Consider the following 25,717-nt stretch of genomic DNA (forward strand, 5'->3'; position numbering starts at 1 on the left):
GAAGTTATAAAATAAATGGAGTATGATTGGATGAAGGTTGTAAAGGCTGAGGAGATGCAGAGGATTGATAAGATATCTATTGAGCAAATAGGTATTCCTGGCGAGGTATTAATGGGATATGCTGGGAAATCAATTGCAGATTTTATCGAGGATAATCTTGCTTGTAAAAAGAGTGTAGCGGTTTTTTCCGGCACTGGAAACAATGGCGGAGATGGATTTGTTATTGGATATCTATTGTCTAACAAGGGTTTTAATGTTGACATATATATTGCAGGCAGCATGGGGAGGGTTTCAGAGACCTCTAGGATATATCTTAATGTGTGTATGAATTATGGAGTTGAGATTATTGAAGTGGGGGATAATGCAGTTCTTAGGGAGGTGGATTTAGAGAGATATGATCTCATCATAGATGCTCTATTGGGAACAGGCTTCAGGGGAAGTGTAAGGGGAATAATCAAGGATATCATAGAAATGATCAATAACTGTGGTATAATGATACTATCAGTAGATATTCCCAGCGGATTACCATCAAATGGGGAAGCTCCGGATGGGGTGGTAATTAAGGCTGATTATACAGTAACGATTGGACTTCCAAAGGTGTCTTTAGTAATATATCCTGGCAGAAGGTATACAGGAGAGTTGCATGTCTCTGATATTGGATTCCCTTCTACAATTACTAATTCCAGTGAATTGAGAATTGAGCTTATAGACAACAGCTTTGTGAAGAAAAGGTTAGATTTCGCCAGAGATTGCGATGCTCATAAGGGGATGATCGGGCATCTCCTCCTCATAGGCGGATTTGATGAAATGGAGGGCGCCATAATTATGGCTGCTATGTCTGCTTTTGAGACCGGCATCGGCCTTTCTACTCTGCTGACAACTAAAAAGGCAAGATCAGTAATTGCTGGCAAAATCCCTGAACTAATTACTAGGTCCTTGGATACTCTAGGCCTACCTGATTTACAGGAGTGCGTCAAAGATAATGATGAGAATTACAATGAAGAGGATAGGGATCTCTGCCGAAGTATAGAAAGCGATTTGGAGTCCTTTTTTAATGAAGATAGACGATATGATGTTCTCTTGATCGGCCCTGGTATGGGAAGGAGTAGATTGTCTTCAATAGTCTTTAATACAGTAATTGATAAATTATCCTCTTATAACATAAAAAGTGTAATAATAGATGGTGATGGTCTATATCATCTCTCAAAATACCTGAAGGTAACAAAACTACCTGAGGACATCACCTTTGCTATCACCCCACATTTTTATGAGGCTTCAAGATTGATGGGAAGATCTGTAGATGAGATAAAAAAAAATAGATTGGATGCTGCCATTGAATTATCAAGGTTGACATCAGCGGTGGTTCTTCTAAAAGGACCATCAACTATTGTGACAGATGGCACAGAAACATTGATTAATACTAGTGGAAATCCTTCCCTTGCGACTGCTGGTTCTGGAGATGTCCTTTCTGGCATTATTGGTGCATTGCTCTTAAAGGATATATCATCTTTAGATGCCGCAGGGATAGGGGCATATGTACATGGAAGGGCTGCGGATATATGTGTTATGGAGAATGGGATTGACCTTCTGAAGGCAACGGATGTAATTGATCATATTAGAAGTGTGTTCGTGTAACTTCTTTAAAGAGTCGTAATCTCCCTTGGCAATTTGGATTGCCGCCTTTCCCCGTTTTATTATTGTTCGTTTTTCATAATTATAGGATTAGTTAAGAAGAGATGAAGATCGCGAGTTTTAATGCCAACTCAATCAGGGCCAGGATTCATGTAATAATTAGATGGATTGAGAAGGAGAGGCCAGATGTATTATGCCTTCAGGAAACAAAGGCTAAGGATAGCGATTTCCCCCTTAAAGCGATCGAATCCACTGGTTATGATGTGGTATACAAGGGTGAAAAATCCTATAATGGTGTGGCTACATTGAGTAGATTGCCCTTTGAAGGGGTATCCTATGGTTTTGATGGCGATGGAAATGATGAGGGCACGCGACTAATCGTGACTCAGGTTAAGGGGATACCTGTTGTAAATACCTATATTCCGCAGGGCACAGATCCTTCTTCGGATAGGTTTCAATATAAGCTGAAATGGTTTGATCGGTTGCTCCAATTTTTTGATAAAAATTATACTAAAAATAATCCTTTATTATGGCTGGGCGATATCAATGTGGCTCCAATGGAGATAGATGTGCATGACCCTGTAAGACTCCTTGGTCGAGTGGGATTTCATCCGGATGAGCACAGAGCGCTGCAGAGGGTCAAGGATTGGGGTTTTGTCGATGTTTTCAGGAAACACAAGGAGGGTGCAGGGGAGTATACCTTCTGGGACTACAGAGTGCGGGATGCTGTAAAGAGGGGAATTGGTTGGAGGGTGGATCATATCTTGGCTACAAAACCTCTTGCCGATAGATCAGTTGATGCATGGATAGATGTTGAGCCTAGGCTATGGGAGAAACCCTCAGATCATACCTTTCTAGTTGCTGAATTTAGGGAATAACAGAATTAGACCATTTTGATTGGTGAAATATTTCACGTTTATCATAATAATAAATAGAAATACTAGACTCTAACGAGTATGTTTATATTTCCAATGATTCATTTGAATATAATTATAGGGTGTGAATTAATCTATAATGAAAAATAGTGATTTTTTATCAGGCACAAATAGGAATATTTTCATCAACATGCCTATCAGGAAAATCGATGATAGATATATGGAATTGATAGAGTCACATCGTTTTAACCTTGAAATAGGGATAGATTATTATTCTCTAGATCATTACTCGAGTAAAGACTTTGGATATCTCGCGGATAGGCTATTGAATCTCGGTATAACAATGACAGTTCATGCCCCTTTTAATGAATTATTTCTTGGCAGTCCTGACAGGTTGATCAGGGAGGCTTCATTGAGTAGAATAGATTCTGCCTTTGATGCTATGTTCTACTTCTCTCCAATCTCTGTTGTCCTCCATCTTAATTATGAAGAGAAGCGCTTTGGATATATGTATGATGAATGGTTTTCGTATATTATTCCAAATCTTATAAGGTATGCTGAAAAATGCGATAAGATGGGAGCAATTTTAGTGATTGAAAACGTATATGAGGAGACTCCTGATGTTATCTCCAGTGTTATTGAGAGGATGCATGGTTATCCTGTTTATCACTGTATTGATGTGGGGCATATCAACGCTTTTTCAAGACTCGATGTGAAGGAGTGGATTGATATGATTGGGAAGCATATCAGGCACTTTCATCTACATGATAATGATGGAAGTAAAGATGCTCATGATCCCATTGGCAAAGGTAATATCGATTTTACAATGATCGTTGATTTCATTGATCAGATGAAGCAACCCCCAATTATAACTCTAGAACCCCATACGGAGGAGGATCTTTGGAGCACTTTAGAGGGAGCGACGAGGATTGCTTTATTATAACAGGGGTAAATATGATGGGCGAAGAAATGATTTCTCATCATTATGTGTTCATGAATTCAGTAATTCACTCAAATTTACACACCGAAAATATAATTATGATCAAGATTGGCTGGATTATATCTAACTGAATAAATAATGGGAAGCAGTTTTAAAACCTGAATTGTTATCAATACATATGGAGATTAGAAAGAATATTGAAGGGCTAAAAAATCTACTTGAAGAGCATCAACCAATAATTGTCGCTCTTTCAGGAGGTATGGATTCTTGTTTTTTATCCTATATGGCAAATATGGTCTGCGGAAATAATATGATGGCAATAACCATTGATTCGTCGTTTTCTATAGAAAAGGAGATAGAATATGCTAAGGAGTTCTCCACAAAATATAATATTAAGCATGATATCATTAAGGCAGAGCCATTAAAACTGGATGAAGTGGTGAAGAATGATCGTTTTCGATGCTATTATTGTAAAAGGTTAATTTTTACAACGATCATTGAACATGCCAATGTCATCGATTATAAATATGTTGCTGATGGCACAAATCTGAGCGATGATGATGACTATAGACCTGGGTTAAGAGCTCTTAATGAGTTGGGTGTTATCTCGCCTCTTGCTATGGCAGGGTTAACAAAGGATATGATAAGAAAGGCATGTAGTTTATATCATATTACCATTCCCTTTCATAACAATTCGTGTCTTGCCTCCAGAATCCCCTACGGAACATCAATAAGAGAAGAAATACTAAATATGATACGGAATGGAGAGAAATTTCTTGAAGTGATGGGATTTTATCCTGTAAGATTGAGATATCATGATACAATAGCGAGGATTGAGTTGTCAAAGACAGATTTGAAGAGGATTGTTGATGATGAGTGTTTGAGTAATAGGATTATTCTACGCTTAAAGGAGATAGGTTTTTCCTATATCACTTTAGATATTGAAGGATTTAGGTCTGGCAGTATGAATATCCCACTCAGGAATGTGTGATACTTGACCTATTCTTCATCATATCCGGGTGTAGTGCCAAGGGCGGCGATCAAGTATGGATTATAATTTGTTATAATGATGAGGCAGCGCTTATTTCCATGTTGCTAATGATGTGGATTGATTAATTCTCAATATGATGAGGGTTAATGTGATCCATTTTCATAAATGTCTTGACATGTCTGGTATAAATCTTTTGCAATTTTATAAAAAATATAGCATCCTAGCTATATCAATTATATAAGGTGAATTTTATTTTTAATGTTATTTAGATTTCTAACCCTGCTTTTGATATCTACCCTTGTCTTAGGATGTTCATCGAAAAATACAAAGAATCCTGTTAATGAAGATGTCAATATCCTCTTCTGTGGGGATGTCATGCTGGATTGGGGCATTAAGGATATAATACAGACTGAGGGATATGAATATCCCTTAAAGGAACTGAGGCATCTCCTATATAAATATGATTATCGGTTTTGCAATCTTGAATGTCCTATTTCAGAGATAGGCGAACCTCATCCAACAAAGAAATATATCTTTTTAGCAGAGCCTTCTGCGTTAAAATTGTTAAAATATGGGAGGATTGATGGTGTAAGCCTTGCCAACAATCATGTAAACGACTTTGGGGAAGTCGCACTTATAAATACGATGACTAATCTTTATAATAATGGTATTAGTTTTACCGGAGCAGGAATGGATATCGGTTCTGCTCATCTTCCTATTTCGGTTGAGATAAGGGATATTAGATTGGCAATCTTTGCATATTCCACGATAGCTTATCCAGAGTCTTTTTCAGCAGATTCCAGTCCTGGTGTAGCGAGGGCAGATATTGATTTTATTAGAGAGGATATAAAGAATTATGCGAGGTATAATGATTTTATTATTGTTTCTATACATTGGGGAAGAGAATATTCCGATTTCCCAACCAGACATCAGATAGAGTTGGCTCATGCAATAATTGATAGCGGGGTTGATGTAATCATTGGTCATCATCCTCATGTGTATCAGGGAATAGAAATATACAATGGAAAACCGATTGTATATTCCCTGGGAAATTTTATATTCGGTTCCATAAATGAGGATATTCAGGATAACATCCTTGTGGGAATAAAATTATTGAAAAGTGGCCTATATTCATTGAGTGTTCATCCAATTAATGGAAACAAAAGCACTGACAAGCGATTTCACCATGAACCTCTTCTTGGTGAGGATGCTGAGCATACACTCAAGCATATTTTATGGATTTCTGAGCTATTAGGTATGGAGTTTGTAGAAAAGGCTTACATTAAAGACTCAATCCTCACATATCTATTTTGATTGAAATGTTATCGATCTCTATTGAAATAATACTTCATTACATTAAATCTATAAGAGGGAGAGTTGTAAATTGATGTGTGCTAGTTTTACTTCACTACTAAGGATGTAAAGCCTTAATGTGAATATTAAACTGTCACTTCTTTTAATCATCCTCAACAAAGGCCTTCATCATAAGATACACACTATCCTCCAGGGCATCAAGATTATACCCCCCCTCAAGGAAAGAGATAACTCTCTTATTTGAATATTTGTTTGCTATCTCTTTGAGCATTTTTGTAAACTGATAATACATATCTGTGGACAGATATATTGATGAGAGTGGATCGGATATATGCGCGTCAAAACCGGCAGAGATGAGTATTATCTCAGGTTTAAAATTCTCAAGTTCAGGTAATATCTGTTTGTTAAATGCTTCTAAATATTCCTTATCACCGCTACCCGCCCTCATGGGTATATTGAGTGTATAACCCTCTCCATCTCCAAAACCCCTTTCATTGCTGGTTCCTGTTCCTGGATAATGAGGATACTGATGAAGGCTGATATAATATATTGAATTATCGCTTTCAAAGGAATGCTGAGTACCATTGCCGTGATGAACATCCCAGTCAAGTATTGCTATTTTTTTAATGTTATGAGCAGATTGAAGATATTTCGCTGCAATGGCAATGTTATTGAAGATGCAAAAACCGGCTGCATAATCATTCTCTGCATGATGACCTGGTGGGCGCACTGCACAGAATCCATTCTCCGCTTCTCCCCTCATTATATAATCACACATATTCAGGCATCCTCCCACTGCATATAGGGAAACCTCATAAGATCTGTCAGAAACAACGGTATCCATTGAATCAAGATAGAGTATTCCGCTTTCGATCTCCTTCTTTACTCTTTCAATATATTTTCTTTCATGAATCAATTCAATATGTTTAACATCCGCTGGTATAATATCCACCTGTATCAAGTCTTTATAAAAGGGACTCGATTTTAATTTCTCATCAATTGCCAACAACCTCTCACTCCTCTCCGGATGTCCCTGTTTTGTGTCGTGTTCTGTATAAATTTTATTATAGAGATATGCTGTTTTTCCCATAAATTTGCTCCAATTTGAAGTTACTTTTCTATGTATAGTAATGAATCCTATGAAATCTATATTACAACATCCAGAATGACTAATTTTTATTCAAGTAATTAATTTACTCAACTTGACTGACTTTTTTAGGCAGCAACAAGCAGTCGAGATAGTTCTTTTAAAACTGAATTTTGATTTGGCAACTCCTTTAGATATTTTGCTGTATCATCCCAGGATATTGCAATGAGAAGCACTAACATACGAAAATATTTGAAATGGTCAAAACTAAATTCAGTTTTCAAAGAGCTAAAAAATATCCAGACTGGAGGGAAAACGGAAGATTTTGAACATAAAGGCAAATACTCCTATGAAAGTTTGGTTAGTTACCTCATTCATCTGTAGTTTTGCCTTTTTTATTTGTTTTTTCCATCCATATGATTATAAAAAGTCAGTCAAGTTGAGTAAATTACTGTTGACTCTTGATTCTATTGCTGATTTCTTTAACCTCATAATAAATGGCCTTTATCCTTTGTATGGTTTTGTTTGATTACTCTCCATATTTCAGGATAATGGCTATTCTTCAACTATAATCTATATTCAAATAATATTATTTTGCACAATTGAGGTAGTATTATCCACGATTAATATTTTATTTGTATATGTGGAGGTTTATTATGCGCATAAGAATCACAAAACTGATAATTATCAACATTTTAATATTCTTCATCTCATTCTTTTTTATTTGCATGTTACCCGTCTATTCTCAAACAAAAAAAATAGCACCATCACAGGAAATCAGAGAAATTAAAGGTGAGTCCCAAATCCTTGATGAAGAGTCTCTTCAAGAAGATTTTCAGTCTACTCAAAAGGCTGAAGAAGATTTGATGACCGAGGATAAAGGCGAGAATCTCTTTTCTACCGTCACACAGGGCGGACCTCTAATGATATTTGTTGTCCTTCTTGGAATTATTTCCATCACTCTTATTATAGAAAGAATAATATTTTTTACCAGAAACAAAATGTGGAATCCCAGACAAATGGAAGCGTATCTGACTGAAATGGCTGAAAAATCAGAAACCCTATATCATGAAGATATGGAGGATGAACTACGAAGTACCTTTCAAATATATGCGAATAGTATGGAGAGAGGGATGGCCCTTCTATCAGGTATTGGGAATCTATCTCCAATAGTAGGATTTCTCGGGACGGTTATTGGTATGATCAGCGCTTTTGCAGCTATCGCTGCTGCCACATCAGTTAATGCTAAGGTCGTAGCAGTTGGAATTCAGATTGCACTTGTAACAACTGCGGGCGGACTCATGATTGCAGCGCCTGCGCTAACCTTTTACTATCTTTTTACCCATATTATTCAGAATCGTTATACGCGTGCTGAAGAAATTATAAACAGATTCTGTGAAAAGCTTCCAAGGCTTTCAGAAAAGCTAACAAAAGAAGAAGTAGCGGATGGATAGAAATAACATTATTCTACAATTAATTCGCAGGCACAAAAAGCAGAAGCTCCTAAACGAACATAAGGCATTTGAGTCTACCTCGATTGGTGATCTGGCATTTCTGCTTCTCATCTTTTTTATTGTAACCGGATCCTTTGTCATTCGACAGGGAATATTCTTTTCTCTGCCGTCACGTAGCGCGGGATCTATAAAGCTTGAGGAAAAATTTATAATCGAAGTGTATCCACTCAATAATGGTTTTCAATATAACGGAGACATCCTTGATCGCGAAGCATTCAAAAAAATACTAATTGATCACAAAAAAGAGGCTATAAACATAGTTATTATCATACTAATGCAGCCTGATGTAAAGTATGACCATCTTGTTGATACATTGAGCTTAGCTAAAGAAACTGGCATAAAGCGGGTTTCACTAAAAAATATTGGCACAGAATAATTAATGAATAATAATTCTTTCTTGAAAAAGCTGGGACACATATCCATAGGCTCGGCTATGGCGGATTTGGCGCTGCTTTTACTCGTCTTTTTTATGGCTTCAACAACTACCGAGCCCCCAAAGGGTGTTGAGGTGGAGCTACCTCATGCGCGAACAGAGGGAGCAGAGCAGGACAGCCTGTACATCAGTATATCAAAAGAAGGATATTTTTATTTTGATGGCAAGGCTGTAACACTTGAGGAATTGAGTGATAATCTCGCAATGCGACAGGGCGAAAAAGACCATGTCATAGCGATTACTGCAGATAAGAACCTTGACTACGAGGTAGTGTCACAGGTATTGCTGGTTCTTCAAGAACAGGATTTTCTAAATGTTGTTTTCATGTCTGAGCCGAGAACAGGCGTTGTCGCTATATCAAGAGCAGCGCTTTCTCGATAGAGTACATCATAGCCGAGAATAGAAAATAGGCCAAACAAGTGATTGAAGAAACCATTCAAGATAACACAGGCTTCCTTAGCAGAGTAAAAAGGTTGGAGGAGGGACATCCCTATTCCTTTTCGTTCATTTTGGCTCTACTGTTTGTCTCCTATCTACTCTTTTACACCCCTTCACTTGAAATTAGTGAAGAGGACTATACTCCCACTGAACATATACAATTTATTGATATTACCCAGATTGAAGCCAGAGCCCCGAAACGCATCGTTAAAAAACAGTTTTCAATTAAAGAAGGGGATGTGTCTGAGAGCGCCGCAAATATCGAACGCGCTGTAGGCACTTCAGATGACCCGAATGCAGTTGACATCGCATTTTTCCCGAATATCGCTCCACCAAAACCTATTGGAAAACTGAAAAAGCTGTATCCAAAGATTGCCAAGGAGATGAATATTGAAGCAATTATCAATGTTGAACTACTGATAGCTACGAACGGAAAAGTAAGGAACGTCGATATATTGGGAATAAGATTGACCAAGGCTCTCCCCACTAAAATGCACATAAAAATATCATCAGTATTTGCGCGAGATGCTCGGAAAATACTCCTTGGAGCTCAATTTACGCCTCCCATAGTAAACGGGAAAAGGGTGCCAATAAAGATGGAATTGCCACTGCGATTCAGGCTTGAATAAAGGAATTACAAATGATAAATTATTGGGGGAAAATATTCACTGCTTTATGTATTGTAATCATTTTTAGTCATATATTCATAATACTCACCTCTTCAGCATATGCACAAAATGAAGAAGACCTCACTCTTCGAGGTAAAGTATACAACAGTGTGACAAAAAAACCGCCTGATTTTGCAACCGTTATCATTATTGAAGCAAAGGTTAAAGTCCAAACTGACTATGATGGCTCTTACGAGATTACAGTTCCAGAACCTGGAGAATATACTGTCATTGTACGCTCCAGCGGATTGAAAAAACTCGAAATAAAAATAACCATAAATAGGAATATGACTCGAGATTTTCGTCTAAGACCCATTAGCATAAAAGGAGTAGCGCTAACTATTACTGAAGAAAGAGATATTCAGAAACTCTCCCGTCAAACCCTATCAGCCCGCCAATTAAAGGAGATGCCAGCATCTTTCGGTGACGCCATTAACGCCCTCGCTTCTCTCCCTGGAATTATTCGTTCAGGAGGATTTGAAGGGCCCCTTGTTATTAGAGGCGCAGATGTCAAGACAAACAATTATTTCATAGACGATATACCGATCTATCATCCTCTCCATTATGGCGGCATGCATTCGGTTATTAACAATAATATCATGAGCGAAATAGACCTCTATGCCTCATCGTTTTCGGCTGAATTCGGTTCTGCTATAGGTGCTGTCATTAATATTAACACAGTTGATGACGTTAAAGAATTCAGCGGATATGCCGACATAGCGCTTCTCAGTGCAAATTTTTTGATCCAGACACCGATACTGCGTGATAAAGAAGACGATATATTTGTTGCCTCACCAACATATGAAAAAGAGGGCAGCAGTGATGAGAAGGTGGGTTATTTCATTGCCTCTGGAAGATACGGCTACTTCGGGCTTCTTATGCCAATAATGATGCAGAATGATGATCAAGAAGTAGCGCCAGAATATTGGGATTACCAGGCAAAGTGCAAATACTATATAAACAGCTCAAATTCCGTGACACTACTTTTTATGGGAAACAAGGATTTTCTTAGATTCAAGCAGAAAAAAGATCCTGATCCAGGATCGGACCCTCTATTACAAAAGTTAGAGTTTAAAATGGATCAGATGTCGCACAGCCAGGGGATCTATTATACCTTTCAACCTTCAAAAAAAATCAAAAACAAACTGCTGGCTTACAGTTCGCTAAAACAGAGTTATTTCTATTTCAATTCAGAGAATGAAGGAGTGGCAGACTATTTTAAGGATTACAATATGACATCCAATCCTTATATTTTCGGATTGAAGGATAAGACGGAGTTCGAATGGTGGGAAAATCATGCCACACTGCGGACAGCCGTGGAATACACCATATATTATTTCAAGGCACACGGCAAATCGCTCATGCCTCGCGGTTATCAGGATGTTGTTGATCCGGCAGACCCTGAGTTGTTTTACTCCAGAGGAGTGATAGACGAAAGGATAGTAAACCACGTTATTGGAGGATATGCTGAAAACAAGTTCACTTTTGCCAGATTGACAGTGCAACCAGGCATTCGATCCGATTATCTCAAACGGTCAGATAAAGCTACACTTGACCCCAGGATCATGGCAAGTTACGAGTTCCCAACAGATACTACAATCTCTGCAGCAGGAGGGAGATACAGCTACTTCTTCCAGACAAATCCGTTTATATTCGATCAGATGCCAGAGCTTGCCGAGATCGGTGAAGAGTTGAAGCCTGAAAAGGCGATACACCGAGCAGTGGGGATTGAGCAGAAAATCGGTCTTTTCACTGTCAGTGTCGAAGGCTTTAACAATAAATTTTATGACAAACCAGAAGCTTATCCCCATACAGATTCTGATGGTTCCTATCTCCAAGGCCTCTGCACCGGCAAGGTCAAAACATATGGCACAGAAATCATGCTTCGTAAAGATAGAATGGAAAATCAAGATGGTCTATTCGGATGGCTAAGCTATACATATACTCACTCCAGATACAAATCAGGACTGCCGACTCAAGCTGGGCTCTATGGCATAGTTGATGAGAATGGCGACTACGTAAATCCAGTAGGAGATCCATATGGCGACCAGTGGTTCAACTATTATTATGAACAGCGGCATTCACTCAAACTGATAGCTGGCTATGTATTCGGTAGTCATACAGTCAGCGGGCGTTTTCAATTCTATTCTTCCTTCCCCTATACGCCCATCATCGGGTCAGAACAGGATACAGACTACTACAATAGGACTGGATTGTACAGGTATGTACCGATTACTGGAAAGAGAAATTCTGCTCATTTCCGGTCACATCACACGCTTGATATACGGTACAGCTACAAAATACATCATTCATGGGGTTATGTGAACTGGTATGTAGAGGTTATAAATGTTTATAACAATGTAGCAATTAATGAACATAAATGGGATTACAGAATCCCATATAGTGAAGATAATCCACATAATGCTGGAGCTGATCCTGATGATGAGATGATGGTCGGTATTTATCCGAACTTCGGTGTTGAGGTAAAATTCTAATATTTGTGACTGCCCAGAAAGTATGGGTTTTTTACTCCAAAGGAGGGGTTGATTGTATAATTACTCATTATTTAACTACTTGCTAATATTTTAACAAAAGGAGTGTAATATGTTTTGTATAAATAAAATATTTCATTTTATTCTAATAGCAATCTTCATAACCAGCTTAACTTCATGCATAACTTCTCCGGTATGCATAACTTCTTCAACAACCCCGCTTAACAATACAGCAAAAATAGAGAACTTAGGTAAAACTGAAGGCAGTGACAGCGCCTGGTCGCTATTTGGTTTATGGATGTTTGGTAAACCAAATATTGATACGGCTATTAAAGAAGCGGTACAGAAAAGAGACGGTAATGCGCTGATTTATGTGAGATGTTATGAGACAATTTCATACTATATTCTCTTTTCTATCACTACCGTAACGGTTGAAGGTGAAGCCATAAAACTTAGCGTTGCTGGAGCAGAAAATGTCAGATAAGAAGGGAGAAATTATTCTTAAATATTCAAGTATTTCAGCTACTATTTTTTTTGCGATTTTACTATTTGCGGCGCTGTCCTTGCAGGGATGCTTGAGAGTTCATACCCATGTAAAAGGGCTTGAACCGCAGGCCCACGAAATTGGCTCTAAAAACTTTGAGGTGTTGGGCCCTGTTGAAGGACAGAGCAGCAGTTTCAATCTTCTCTGGATTTTCCCCGTTACCCCTATAGCCAATTTTAACGAAGCCATTGATGATGCGATCACTGAAAAGGGAGGGAATAATCTCATTGATGTTCATTGTTGGCACGAAAGACAGATATGGATTGTTGGCAGCATCGATATCCTTCATGTGAAGGGTAAGGTTATTAGATATAAAGAATGAACCAGAAGGTCAGATTTCAAGCTCACATACAAACTAGCAAGTTCGATAGTGGTTGTAAGCATTGTAAATTTTCATCATTGTCAACTTTGCATTTGTAAAATGACTTCTTATACTCTTCAACTCTAGTATAAGCAATTATTGTAGGTGCTGATTTATCAATCCCGATTAGAAGACTAAATCAACACAATCATATATTAATATAATGACAGCTTCTACTCTGACGTAAGCGTGGGCTCGGTATGGAGCACTCGTCATTATCAACTGAAATTATCCAATCCTCAGGTGTAATAGTTAAGATAATATCTGGTAAGAGTGGGATAGAATTAGTAGTGGAACGTGAGTTAATAGTAAAAAAAAATAGACTTTCTCCTAGAGATTGCTTTTTTATAATTATAAAAATTTTAATTTAGAGAAATTGCTATGAAAAAAAACTATTTCTACAATTTACTCTATTTTCAATGATTTTTTCATTCTTATTCTTGAAGTGTGGGTGTACGGAGGATAAGGATGTAAAAGATTCAGTTAAATACAATAAGTTTGGGATTCAGGAGGCGAAATGGGCTATTTGGGACGCTGAGCCATATTTTCAGACCTTTACAATTGAGCAGGGCAAAGAGATGTTTGATTATCTTAGAGAACTCAAGGTGAAAAATTCTCGTTATACAATATTTTGGTATTTTGTTGAAAGAGAAAAAGGTGTATATAATTGGGAGCGTCATGATGCGTTAATCGACTACCTGCATAATGAAATCGGGATTGAAGTTATCATTTCAATTGGACATGGAGGTGGAGATAACTCTTTGTATGGTTGCGGCCCTTCACTTGTTTCTGACACAGATTATCATCAGGCATGGCTAAACTATGTAGATGAACTAATAAAGAGATACGGAGATAAGGTAAAGAAATGGGAGATTGGGAATGAAGAGGATAGCGATATATTCTGGGATATAGAAGGAGGTCCTGCTTCCAATCCCGATCAGTTTTCAGATCATCTAATCTCAACTGCAAATAAGATTAGATCAATTCAGACCGATGCCTATATTATCATGGGAGGAGTTACCATGATAGATAAGGATGGTTATCCAAATGCTTGTGAAGATTGTGCAGGGGATTCGTATAGTTGTGATTTTTATGGGTGTATTGAATTCTTAAAGGAATGTTTTAATAATGGTGTACTAGATTATATTGATGCAGTTGGTTTTCATCCATATAGAATGAAGCCTGAGATAATGTCCATAGTGGGAGCGAATTATGGAGAGATTTTGGTATTACCTCCTGATGAACAAAAGCCTTATTACTGTGATACTGGTGTTATCTGTAGCTTCGAAGATGGGATTCAATATATAAGGGATATAATAGCAGTAGACTATAATAAACCGAATATTGATCTCTGGGATACTGAGTCAGGTTTTATAAACATTAATTATATAACTGAAAAAAGTCTCAATGCACAGATGAAATTTATTACTCGTTCAATGCTTGTAGAGCATGCAGCAGGATTAGAAGGACTTATCTGTTTTCGTTTAAGTGTGGAAGATCCTTGTGTTAATACCGACAGCTATTTCTCAGGCCTAATCGAGGGTGTGAGTACTCTTGAACCAAGGCCTGCATTTAATGCATTCAAGGTACTCGCACAGCATATTGGAGCAGTATCAGTAGTATATCAAAGAACAATAAAAGGAGACTTTGAGGATGATAATCTTAGAATTGAGCTATATTCAGATAATGGCAAAGCTGTTATAGCATACTGGTACTGGATTGATTGGAATTATGATGAAATAAGTAATACACTAAAGGATACAAAAACTATATCCTTTGAAATCGACGGAATAGAAGAACATAATTATGTAGTAAAGGATATTCATAATAATGTAACAATGCCCGTTACATTTACAATGACAGATACTGGAGTATCATTTACAAATTTACCAATAACAGATTATCCATTTATTATTTATGTAGATGATTAAACTTTTTGGCAAATGTTCACTGGTTCAGGGTTAACCCTAAATAGTCAAAAATCCTAAGTAGCTTCGTTTTCAGAAAATCCTGAAAAAATTCTTCTTTTGTTAAAAAAAAGTTGGGGGATGCAATTCAATTTACAACATTGAATGGGACATTCTCATTTTGTGATATTTTCAGACTTTGTTTATAATAATAATTCCGCTGAGATGAGATAATGAATATTTATTCACTCAAGCGAAGAAGGTCAAGCTAAATATGATAATTCGTTAATTGTATGATGATGGGGTAGATTTAATATTCCACAACCCAAGGATAATTTGTTCGTTCAAAACAAAAAGTGCCTGACTCTTCAGAACTTAAATCAATTGTAATTGGTTCAATAATATTTACAGTATATTCAATAGATTGAACATTTTCAATATTATATTGAAGGTCATACAGGCATGTACAAAAACATCCTCCTATACCATCATCATAAGTTTCATATTTATTGATATAAATGTTGTTATCAATAATTGAAGTGTCAGCAACAATAGAACCGGGGCAACAATTATAGCATGCATTTATGTGATTGATATTAAGGATTTTATCAATGGCATTATATTGATAGACAATGCATTCTTCATTTTGTTGAATATCTTTAGAAGATTTACATACACCAAAATTTACAGTTATTCTGTTTTATATCCTCATCATCTGAATTACAGGAAATAAAGGAAATGACTAAAAGAGATATAAAGAATAAATTAAGATATGATTTCATAAAAGTCCTCCTTTTTTTTAATTTTTGTGTATTGATATCCGTTATTCATTAGGGATGCAATAAAAATAAACAATAATCGGGAAAGTCAATGCTTGCATATGACGTTTGCCAATATCCAAGGCTGAGACCGAAGTAAGCAATTTAAGTAAATCGACCAACGGTAGCGAGACAGGGCATCAGTTGTTTGACGAATTATTGAGCATCTTGAAAGATCGTTAGATTTAATGTGAAATAATATCAATTGATTTTACTTCAATGCCAATTGTTGAATTAGGGACATTCATGCCGGGGAATGAAATACAACCACTTCCCCAAATATATAAAAAAGTATTACATAAAAAGCTACTCAATATTTTGTCTAACATATGTATAAACGTAATATTGCGTTTGCATCACCTTAGCTTTTACAAAAGATTCCCATATAATGCTAATATTGAGAATCAAAGTTAGATCAACAATACGATATGTATATTTCATCAAGAAAGAATGGTCAAGCTAATTATGACATTATCACAATTATTCCCCTCCCATATCGCCGCGTTTTGACCTGTGGGTGCAGTTTTAACCCGGCTGTGTCCAAGTGCATGCTATACGCTTTAATTGTTTTGTAATTTGTCAAAATCAACAAGATCTTGAGGCCGGCCACTAGCACGCTTATTGCTCAGAAGGTCATCCTTTGAAATGAAATTGACTTTTAAAGAACCGAGGTCAGCAATCGCGCGGTTCTTAAAACATGTTTCAAATCTAACACCATCAATCCACGTGAGAATCTCCAAGCGAATTGGAGGAACTCCCATTCTTATCACCTTTTTTTCGTTCAAAAACAAATGTTTATTTAATTCAGGGAGAACAAATCCAAACTCATCAACCATCCTTGATGCATTTCTTTCATTGATTGCAATTCATATATCCATATCACCTATTGCTCTAAAATACCGTTATAGCCTACAGCATATCCTCCAACCACAAGATATTCAATCTTCTTTGAGTTCAGCAATTGTGAGAACTCATTGAAGTCTCTCGGAAACTCTATCATGGCCAAACATCGCCTTTCTCATCAATTTTATAGCTTCGATTCTTTCAATTGGGCTACGACCAATCCAATAATTTGAATCATCTGCTTCATGCAAATCAACTACTTCAAAAACATCTCTTCGAATTTTTTCTTCAACCATTTTTGCTCCGTAAAACGACCAAGCTGAGTCGATTTGGCGAGTATATGATCCAAATTCAGTCTCCAGCGCCTTGTTATACGCTATCCAAACACATAAACAATGGAAAAGACCTAAAGCCCAGGCAGCACTTTCTTCAACTGCTCATCAAACTGGAGTTTAAGATCATCAATATTTTTATATACAGTCTGGTAATGGCCAAGCTCTTTTAATTTTTTCTGGAAAGCAAAGATACTTTGAGTGTCTTGTTCCTTCAGGTCCCCCGTATTGAAAGGAGCGTTTTTGAAATAGGTATATATTAAAGGCTTTTTCGTTTTCTTAAACTGGCCAAAGGCTGTTTCGAATTCCTCCAAAGTAAACCTGCCAACCTTTGTGAAAAACAGCATGACAAAGATATCAGAATTGCGCACCGCATTGTTATATTCATCCTGCAATCGAGTTTTGGACATGGCGTCAACAAAATCTTCCCAGATTTCCAATTCAAGAAAGATATTATCTTTGATCAAATGCTTGTTTGGTTCACTGATGAAGATCCGAAATTCTCTTCGGTCCTTCTCCAACTCTGCGGATGAGGCCAGAAATATCGTTATTTTTTTAATACGCGCTTCTTTTTCTGAAATTGACTTCTCCTTTTCCAGGAACTCAATCCCAGATAGGAGTTTGTCTATATCCACATTGTGAAAACTTTTTAGACATGGCAGATGGCTTATTTGCTGACGCGCAGCCTTCGCATTGATCAAGGTTTCATACTCAAATAAATGCGGCTTCTCGGAACCTTTGCATTCGCTGCAAACGCAGGGAACCAGCTTTTGTGTTTTTAACTTCTTGAACTGCCTATTAATCACCTCTATTTTGCGGATAATAACAGCCCTTATATCTTCCCTTCTTTTTCCTCTTACTCGAATTTGTATCAGCTTGCTTTCGCTAACTTCAATCACTTCGGCCAGCGTATCGCCAAAATCCAGCACCACACCGTAACGCCAAACCAACTCATCTTTGATTTCATCTTTCATCTCTACGATGAACTGCCATAAAATACCTGCAGGCATGAAGCTCTCGTACACAAAATTGAATTGAATATTTTCTTTGCTATCCCATTTGTAGTCAGGAGCATCGTAGGGAAGCATTTGCGGAGCAATAATGAAATTATCGTTTTCATAAACCAGATAGAACTTCTTCATCATGGCAATGATTTCAGAAATATAGTCGGTATACTCGTCATCGAAGATTTTCTCGATATCTTCACGTGTAAACCTGCCCTTTTTTTCAGCTAATTCCGGATCATCAATGATCTTATAGGCGCCGTCCAGAATCCATTCTTTGTCTAAGAAGATGATGTGGTTTAATACATCGTTATCCCTAAAATGCAGAAACACGCCCAGATCGTGGAAATACTGGCAAACTATGTCCTGATCTTTGTAATCCACAAGCTTATGTCTTCTGCAAATTTTCCGATAATCTTTCAAGGTGATGACTTTATCCGTCTCTTCTGTATTTGCTATATCGTCTCTTATTCTTTTCCAATTGGCTGGAATAGGGTCGCCAATATGCTGTAAATGGCTTATTTCATATTTCAATTTGTCGATGAGGTCGTTAAGTCGATTATCCGGCTTTTTAAAATTGACTCCCCTTTTATCCTGAAGAATGTCAAAACGAGTGCGAAGATTATGATACGGCAGGTCGCGTTTACGGTCCTCCATTTCATTAATGACAATAAGCACAGGGCTTTCTTCGCCAAAAAGTTCCACAGTGTGCATCCAGTAGTAAAAGTCCGTGTTTACTTTACGAGCGTCTGCCACAATGGCGTAAAGGGAACGATGACTCAAGAAGAAACGGTGGGTGGCTTTATAAATAGCCTGACCCCCAAAGTCCCAGATATTAGCAGTGATTCCCTTTTCCCCCAGGTCATGGATAGAGTAGGGGAATTGCCATGTATCTACGTCTATCCCGTGGGTAGTTTCTTCTTCTTTTGGTAAATCAGCATTTATATCGATTATTTTACGGGCAAGGGAGGTTTTACCGGCTCCAGATTCGCCTAGAATCAGCAGTTTGGCTTCATAGATATAATCAGTTCCTTCTTCCCCAATATCTATGAAGTATTTTCTGACAGCAGCATTGCCCTGCTCAACAACATCCAGCGGTGGGCTTTCAAGAGGATTGCCGTATAAGTTAATACATGCAATTGAAAATCCATTGTCTATTCTGATATCCAATCCTTTTTCAGCAAGCCAGGGTTCAAAGGCCTTGATACTATTGTTTGATAAATTAATCCCTGTGAGCCCTTTGAGTTCCTTTAGAAAAGAGACATCGCTTATGTCAGCAGAGCGTAGGCTTAGAAAAGTAATGTTCCTAAATCCGGCTAGAATATCCTGCGGAAGAAGAAAACATGGCGCATAATCCAGCGCCAATCCGACTATACTGTCATCTCTGTTGATACAGTAAGAGCGACTGCCTTTATATGGAAATTTAGGAGAAAGGAGGTATGAAAGAGAGTAGTCAAAAGGATTAGGCGCGTAGAAATCTTTTTGCGCTATTTTTTCCGGTTCCACCTGTTTTAACTTGTAACCAAGGATTTCTTCGATAGTTTGGATGCGTTCTAAATCTGTCATATATAACTCCCACGGTTCATGATTATAAAGAACAAGTCATTTGTGGTAGCGTATAACGCCATAGCAACAATCCACAGTGAATAGCAATCCTCTATATCAGTATCGCTGTCACCGTTTTTTATTTTTTACCAGTCACTAAAACAAGCATCTTTTTCGAATATGGCATTGCCAATTACGTCATGCGAGTGCCCAACGTTGGCGATCAACGGGAGCAAATTTGGGCATGGCAAAGCGGAGCTGGTACTTGTTGTTAGATAAAGATTGGAGATTATTGACAAAAAATATCTTCATGAAGCTCAACAAGATTTCCAGAAATATTTTCTATCCTTTTAATATCATTCTCAATATCTAATAATGATATTTTCGATTTAATTCTAAAATAGCCATTTCCCTTTTTAATGAATTTAACTCTTGATTTACAATACTCATGATATATTGTATTTATCCAATTTGAATGAATATATAGTTTCCGTCGAATTCTTAACTGATCAAGCGTTTTGAATATTGTATTAATTCGTTCATTTATTTTTTCATCAGATTTATTAAATAATCGTAAGTTTTCTAAATAGATAGCTTTAGGACTTTCAATTTTCTTATAAAAGCTGAAATCCTGTATTAAAATCCATATTCTTGAATCTTCCCCACGATGATTCATTATTTCTAATATGCATTCATCAATAAGTCATTCTAAAGCATTAAAATCAATAACTATAGAACCAAGACGATTCTTCAGTTTCCGATAAAAGTTGAAATTTAAAGACTTGTCATCTATTAGTTCTACATCATAAATTATTCTTTTTTCATCATCTAAATAATCTGGTAATAGATTAAACAAATTTAATCTCCAGTTTTCATCTAACATATGTATAAACGAAACATTGTGTTTGCATCACCTTAGCTTTTACAAAAGGTTCCTGAACAATGCTAATATTGAGGATCAAACCCTATTTAACAATACAAAATGTATATTTTATCAAGAAAGAATGGTCAAGCTAATTATTGCAGGAACAGATGAATGATTAACCGGAGCTATGATTCCTTTTTACATATTGTAGGCATAAGCAAAACTATAGAAGACAAGCCTGAAGACCACAAGAAGGGCATAGGGCAGGTTAATCATCACAGATAAAATAATACTATATGTTAATGTATAGGAATCAGCCCAAAGTTTAAATGGATGCAGCAAATATCTATCATAGTCAAAAGGTTCTTGCCATTGTATTCAGAATGAGTTGATAATCTTCCTTTAGTTCCCCTCAGCTTTCATAAATGACCTTACAATAAATAATAGTTTGATCCACAGCTATATAAGATAAACTAACTTGACTTTTATTTGATGATATATATTATTATAGAGAAAATATGTCACATAATTTCTGGGAGGAAGGTTGTATGCTTAAAAAGATAATAATTGGTCTTTTGATTATTGCATTGATCCCAATTGCAATTTATTTCTTTTTCCCAAGTGTTTTAGTTGATATTACTATGTATGCGGAAAGGAGTGCGGCAGGATTAGAGGTTAAATCCATTCAACTAGATGATCACAAAGTAATGTATGTAGAGGGAGGGAAGGGAGAAACCCTGCTCTTTATTCATGGATATGGGCAGAATAAAGAGAATTGGAATAGGATGGCAAAGTATTTAACTAGAGATTATCATGTGGTTTCCTTGGACCTGCCGGGTTTTGGTGAAAGCTCAAAGATTGAATCAATGAATTACAATATTACAGAGCAAGCTAAGAGATTGGATGCATTTTGTGAAAGGGTGAATTTGGAGAGATTCCATATTATTGGGAACTCGATGGGTGGATCACTCGCCGGTTGTTATGCATTATATGCCAGAGAAAAGGTGTTGAGCCTTGCCCTCTTTAACACAAGCGGTGTTCCAAAAGCAGAGAAAAGCGAACTCATGAAAATGTTAGATGAGGGTGGCAAGAATCCCTTTGAAATTGAAACAAGAATGGATTTTGATCAATTTCTGAAATGGGTCTTTGTCACAGTTCCGCCTATACCGGGACCTGTAAAGGATTATTTTATTAAACAGGCAAAAGAGAACAGAGAATTTCTTGAAAATATCGGCGAAGACCTTATGGATGAAAAATATGCCATTGATACATCTGGGCTTAGAAAGAATAAAATAAAAACTTTAATTTTATGGGGAGATAAAGATAGGCTCTGCCATATTTCAGGGGCCTATATTTTACATAAAGAGATTCCGGATTCGAAATTAGTGATACTAAAAGATTGTGGTCACGCTCCAATGCTTGAAAGGCCTGAGGAAACAGCAGAACATTATGTAAATTTTTTAATCGGAAAAACTAATAATTGAATTGGTAAATCATAATCTTTCAAGTATGATGAAGAAGTAAATATTATACTCATAAGATTATTGATGTATGTTCAATTGTGCAAATATTACACAATTAGCTGAAATTGTCCAACATTCATGAGTGGTTGAAGATCGATACCTGATCTTTACCACTATTTTTGGCATTATAAAGTTCCCTATCAGCTATCTCAATTAACTCTTCCATTGTTGTAGCATCAAATGGTGAAAATGCTATACCAATGCTGATAGATAACTTATCTGGCAATAAGAGTGATTTATGCGAAAAAGCCATCTCCCAGACTGCCTGTCGAATCCTTTCAGCAATGATTGCTGCTTCTTTACTACCAACATAGGGCATTATAATAGCAAATTCATCACCTCCGTAACGGGCTGCCAGGTCTACTTCTCGAATGTGATCTTTAAATAGCTGCGCTATTTGTTTTAGCAATTCATCACCAGCAAGATGTCCAAGTGTGTCGTTATATAGTTTAAAATTGTCAATATCGATCAACATCAGCGTTACAGGGTGCTTTTGGCGTAGAGACCTTTTTATCTCTATATCCAGTACATGTTTAAAATAGGTATGATTGTATAGGTTTGTCAATTTATCATTGATGGCCGCGTTTAAAACAGTTTGGAACCTGCCGCACAGCTCATCCAGATAAGCCTTCTTCTTGATTAAGGCATTTATCCGAGCCATGAGTTCCTGTCTATCCACTGGTTTAACCAAAAAATCGTCAGCCCCAAGTTCAATACCCTTGATTTTACTCTCTATATCGCATAAGCTTGTAACAGCGATTATCTGAATATTCCTTGTCTCCTTCATCTCTTTCAAGCGCTTGCATACCTCAAATCCATCCATGCCCGGCAATAGCATATCAAGCAGGATGAGATCTATCTCTTTATGCTGCGCAAGCGATATAGCGTCTTCTCCATTTTTAACCATCTCCAATTGGTAGGCTTCATCAGATAGATAGTGCATGAATAACTTTATATCACTCTCATCATCATCAACCAGAAGAACGGATGGAAGATTTGTAGGTAGATGATCCTGTGGCGGATCTTTCAACTTGCAGCTTGATTGTTCCATAAGAATAGGGTCCGTAAAGAATTGTTCTGATTGAGTACGGGATGACAGTTGTTCCTGATATTCCTTTAGAAGAAGCAGAGAGTTAACCCTTGTCTGAAGTTCTGCTGTATTCACAGGTTTATTGAGAAATTCATCAGCTCCCACCTCTAAACCCTTAGCCTTATCCTCTGCACCTCCCAGGGCAGTGACAAGAATGACTGGGATATACATGGTCTTGGAATTTTTTTTCAATCTTCTAATAACCTCATATCCATCTATTCCAGGCATCATGATGTCCAGCAGAATCAAGTCAGGACATTCTTCGTAAACCTTCTCAAGGGCCTCTTCACCATTATTAGCCTTGATTATTTCATATTTGTCTGCAGGCAGCATAGCAGCCAATAGTTTGAGGTTAATCGGATCATCATCCACGATTAAAATCCTTTTCCTATAATTATTTGCGCTCTCCTTACGTTGTTCCTTGCTGTTATCCTTTTGAATATATTTCTCAATTTTATCAGGAAAGGTTCGTGTATCTATTGGCTTGGTTAGATAGCCTACACAACCAGATTCTAAGGCCTTGACATCATCTCCCTCCATTGCATGAGCAGTTAATGCTAATATGGGTATATCTTGTAATTCAGGATCCTGCTTGATAACACGGGTGGCGCTCAATCCATCCATATCAGGAAGCTGAATATCCATCAATATGAGGGATGGGTGCTGCTTGCGGGCCAACTGGATTCCACCCTCGGCATCAGAAGCAGATAGCACATCATAATCAGCAAGCTCAAGAACGCTTCTTATAAGCTTCAAATTCATTTCATTGTCTTCAATAACAAGAATATCTGCTTTTCCCATATCAAAACCTCCATCACTTATAAAGCCATAGCACTGAACATTAAGTATCTCCTAAATAGGGATTATAAAAGTGAAGCAACTCCCTTCTCCCTCTCCCTTACTCTCCGCCCATATTCTTCCATTATGTAATTCGACAAGTCTCTTGCTTAGCGGTAGTCCTAAACCTGTACCTTGATAATTGCGAGTAAATGATCCATCCACCTGCTCAAAGGGATCGAATATTCTATCCAGATCCTCTTCCTTTATGCCAATACCAGTGTCAATGACGGATATTTGTATAAAATTCCCTCCATTAACATCTATACCATTATTCGGCATTGATAAAGTAATCTTCTTCCCTTCCTGTGTTATAAAATTCCCATCCGTATATGTTAGATGTCGAGCAATTAGGGATACCGATCCCCCATCCGGAGTAAATTTGACTGCATTGGATAGGAGATTATAGATTATCTGTTTCAATTTGCGCTCATCAGCATTAATATAATCTGGGATGCCGTCAGTGTTTGATGAAAGCATCAATCTATGTTTTAAAGCCTTTTCCTTAACCATTATAATGCTGTTTTCTAAAAGCTTATCTATCTTAATTTCTGTTGGTTCCAGTTCCAGTTTCCCTGCCTCAACTTTGGAGAGGTCCAGTATGTCATTGATCAGTGAGAGGAGGTGATTGCTGCTTTGAAGCACATCGCCTAAATATTCTGTCTGTATATCATTCAGATCACCGAATTTTTTATCCACAACCAACTCTGTAAATCCAATAATATGATTTAATGGGGTGCGAAGTTCATGACTCATGTTGGCCAAAAACTGCGATTTGGCGTGGTTTGCGGCCTCGGCCACGTCCTTAGCCCTCTTTAATTCATACACAGCCTGTTCTAGATTTTTGTTGCTATTCATGAGTTCTTCGGTACGCTGTGCTACCTGTTTTTCAAGCTCATCTCTGTTTTTCCCAAGTTCTTCATCGCGCACCTGAATCTGCTCCAGCATTTCATTAAATCCATCAATAAGCACGCCAACCTCGTCATCGTTCCGCTTTTCTGCGCGTATGGTATATATTTTATTTTCAGATACGGTTTTCATTGTCTGAGTAAGATATAATATGGGTTTTGAGATAACCTTTTGAAATTTTGCAGACAACAGATAAGCTATTAGTATGGATACTAACAACATGATACCGCCGATAACAAAGTATAAATTAAGGCGCGAATAAAGTGCATGCAGATCAGATCGCAGATAAATAACACCTATGGCATCACCATCAAGTATAATTCGTTTTGATAGATCCAGGTTATCTTGAAAAAAATAATATGTATCTACGATCTTTTGGGGCGAAGATATATTTTTGCTTAGATCAGGTTCACTTGAAGGATCTGATTTTGATTTGTCTCTATAATATTTGGCAAATAACTTGCCTTCTATATTATAGATATAGGCAGAGATGATATGAGGATCAGCTTTTAGCGCTTCAAGAGTCTCTTCAGCAGCTTTTTTATCATTAAAGATCAGAGGAGCTGCGCTATTGGCTCCGATAACCTCAGCCAGGATTGAAAGATTTTCTATCATTTTACTTCTAAAGGTGATCAAATCATGTACAGCAAACATTGCATAGGCTATGCATAAAACGATGATGCTCGTAAGTATAATGATCCATTGAAGCTTAGCTTTGATAGATATCTCGCTGAATCTGCGCATTAACAGCAACC

At 37.3% G+C, this 25,717-nt stretch carries 21 protein-coding genes; 14 read left to right on the plus strand and 7 right to left on the minus strand.

The window, feature by feature from the left end; translation table 11 throughout:
• The first annotated feature begins 30 nt into the window (after positions 1–30).
• The 5 genes from SVZ03_03960 (at position 31) to SVZ03_03980 (ending at position 5,752) form a co-directional block, all read left to right on the plus strand.
• Positions 31–1,635, plus strand: coding sequence for an NAD(P)H-hydrate dehydratase (locus SVZ03_03960; protein ID MDY6933360.1), 1,605 nt, complete (start codon positions 31–33; stop codon positions 1,633–1,635).
• 101 nt (positions 1,636–1,736) lie between these two features.
• Entirely contained in the window at positions 1,737–2,510 is a 774-nt protein-coding gene (gene xth / locus SVZ03_03965; GenBank protein ID MDY6933361.1) for an exodeoxyribonuclease III, read from the plus strand.
• 136 nt (positions 2,511–2,646) lie between these two features.
• Positions 2,647–3,450 carry a TIM barrel protein gene (locus tag SVZ03_03970; protein MDY6933362.1) on the plus strand — a complete coding sequence of 268 codons (804 nt, stop codon included), beginning with the start codon at positions 2,647–2,649 and terminating at the stop codon, positions 3,448–3,450.
• Positions 3,451–3,610: 160 nt separating this feature from the next.
• Entirely contained in the window at positions 3,611–4,438 is an 828-nt protein-coding gene (larE, locus tag SVZ03_03975; GenBank protein ID MDY6933363.1) for an ATP-dependent sacrificial sulfur transferase LarE, read from the plus strand.
• Between the two features lie 258 nt (positions 4,439–4,696).
• Entirely contained in the window at positions 4,697–5,752 is a 1,056-nt protein-coding gene (locus SVZ03_03980; GenBank protein ID MDY6933364.1) for a CapA family protein, read from the plus strand.
• Between the two features lie 142 nt (positions 5,753–5,894).
• Here the strand turns inward: SVZ03_03980 and SVZ03_03985 are convergent, their stop codons facing one another.
• Both SVZ03_03985 and SVZ03_03990 read right to left on the minus strand, forming a co-directional pair.
• On the minus strand, positions 5,895–6,842 hold the full coding sequence (locus SVZ03_03985) for a histone deacetylase (GenBank protein MDY6933365.1): 948 nt from the start codon (positions 6,840–6,842) through the stop codon (positions 5,895–5,897).
• Positions 6,843–6,967: 125 nt separating this feature from the next.
• Complete coding sequence (locus SVZ03_03990; GenBank protein MDY6933366.1) at positions 6,968–7,123, minus strand: hypothetical protein; 156 nt, start codon at positions 7,121–7,123, stop codon at positions 6,968–6,970.
• Between the two features lie 372 nt (positions 7,124–7,495).
• Here SVZ03_03990 and SVZ03_03995 point away from each other — a divergent pair, with 372 nt between their 5' ends.
• The 8 genes from SVZ03_03995 to SVZ03_04030 all read left to right on the plus strand — a co-directional run bounded on the left by SVZ03_03995 (position 7,496) and on the right by SVZ03_04030 (position 15,220).
• Positions 7,496–8,293 carry a MotA/TolQ/ExbB proton channel family protein gene (locus SVZ03_03995; protein MDY6933367.1) on the plus strand — a complete coding sequence of 266 codons (798 nt, stop codon included), beginning with the start codon at positions 7,496–7,498 and terminating at the stop codon, positions 8,291–8,293.
• Complete coding sequence (locus SVZ03_04000; GenBank protein ID MDY6933368.1) at positions 8,286–8,729, plus strand: biopolymer transporter ExbD; 444 nt, start codon at positions 8,286–8,288, stop codon at positions 8,727–8,729. Before SVZ03_03995 ends, SVZ03_04000 begins: the two co-directional genes overlap by 8 nt.
• Before the next feature lie 57 nt (positions 8,730–8,786).
• Positions 8,787–9,167, plus strand: coding sequence for a biopolymer transporter ExbD (locus SVZ03_04005; GenBank protein MDY6933369.1), 381 nt, complete (start codon positions 8,787–8,789; stop codon positions 9,165–9,167).
• Between the two features lie 38 nt (positions 9,168–9,205).
• The gene (locus SVZ03_04010; protein ID MDY6933370.1) at positions 9,206–9,853 is read left to right on the plus strand and encodes an energy transducer TonB; all 648 of its coding nucleotides are present in this window, start codon (positions 9,206–9,208) and stop codon (positions 9,851–9,853) included.
• Positions 9,854–9,864: 11 nt separating this feature from the next.
• A complete protein-coding gene (locus SVZ03_04015; GenBank protein MDY6933371.1) occupies positions 9,865–12,387 on the plus strand; it encodes a TonB-dependent receptor in 2,523 nt (840 codons plus the stop codon).
• Between the two features lie 109 nt (positions 12,388–12,496).
• Entirely contained in the window at positions 12,497–12,868 is a 372-nt protein-coding gene (locus tag SVZ03_04020) for a hypothetical protein (GenBank protein ID MDY6933372.1), read from the plus strand.
• Positions 12,858–13,250, plus strand: a complete 393-nt coding sequence (locus tag SVZ03_04025) for a hypothetical protein (GenBank protein ID MDY6933373.1) — start codon at positions 12,858–12,860, stop codon at positions 13,248–13,250. Before SVZ03_04020 ends, SVZ03_04025 begins: the two co-directional genes overlap by 11 nt.
• 479 nt (positions 13,251–13,729) lie before the next feature.
• A complete protein-coding gene (locus tag SVZ03_04030; GenBank protein MDY6933374.1) occupies positions 13,730–15,220 on the plus strand; it encodes a hypothetical protein in 1,491 nt (496 codons plus the stop codon).
• A 1,354-nt stretch (positions 15,221–16,574) separates the two neighbouring features.
• On the opposite strand, the gene SVZ03_04035 is transcribed toward SVZ03_04030, so the two are convergent.
• The 3 genes from SVZ03_04035 to SVZ03_04045 all read right to left on the minus strand — a co-directional run bounded on the left by SVZ03_04035 (position 16,575) and on the right by SVZ03_04045 (position 19,759).
• Positions 16,575–16,775: a hypothetical protein gene (locus SVZ03_04035; GenBank protein MDY6933375.1), complete on the minus strand. Its 201-nt coding sequence runs from the start codon at positions 16,773–16,775 to the stop codon at positions 16,575–16,577.
• 210 nt (positions 16,776–16,985) lie between these two features.
• On the minus strand, positions 16,986–17,153 hold the full coding sequence (locus SVZ03_04040) for a hypothetical protein (GenBank protein ID MDY6933376.1): 168 nt from the start codon (positions 17,151–17,153) through the stop codon (positions 16,986–16,988).
• Between the two features lie 110 nt (positions 17,154–17,263).
• The gene (locus SVZ03_04045; GenBank protein MDY6933377.1) at positions 17,264–19,759 is read right to left on the minus strand and encodes a COR domain-containing protein; all 2,496 of its coding nucleotides are present in this window, start codon (positions 19,757–19,759) and stop codon (positions 17,264–17,266) included.
• 1,392 nt (positions 19,760–21,151) lie between these two features.
• Between SVZ03_04045 and SVZ03_04050 the strand changes: the two genes are divergently transcribed.
• The gene (locus SVZ03_04050; GenBank protein ID MDY6933378.1) at positions 21,152–22,087 is read left to right on the plus strand and encodes an alpha/beta hydrolase; all 936 of its coding nucleotides are present in this window, start codon (positions 21,152–21,154) and stop codon (positions 22,085–22,087) included.
• Positions 22,088–22,202: 115 nt separating this feature from the next.
• Here SVZ03_04050 and SVZ03_04055 read toward each other — a convergent pair whose 3' ends face one another.
• A complete protein-coding gene (locus SVZ03_04055) occupies positions 22,203–24,017 on the minus strand; it encodes a response regulator (GenBank protein ID MDY6933379.1) in 1,815 nt (604 codons plus the stop codon).
• Between the two features lie 51 nt (positions 24,018–24,068).
• A complete protein-coding gene (locus tag SVZ03_04060) occupies positions 24,069–25,706 on the minus strand; it encodes an ATP-binding protein (GenBank protein ID MDY6933380.1) in 1,638 nt (545 codons plus the stop codon).
• Between the last annotated feature and the right edge of the window lie 11 nt (positions 25,707–25,717).

It is taken from the genome of Spirochaetota bacterium (assembly GCA_034190085.1).
Lineage (GTDB): Bacteria > Spirochaetota > UBA4802 > UBA4802 > JAFGDQ01 > JAXHTS01.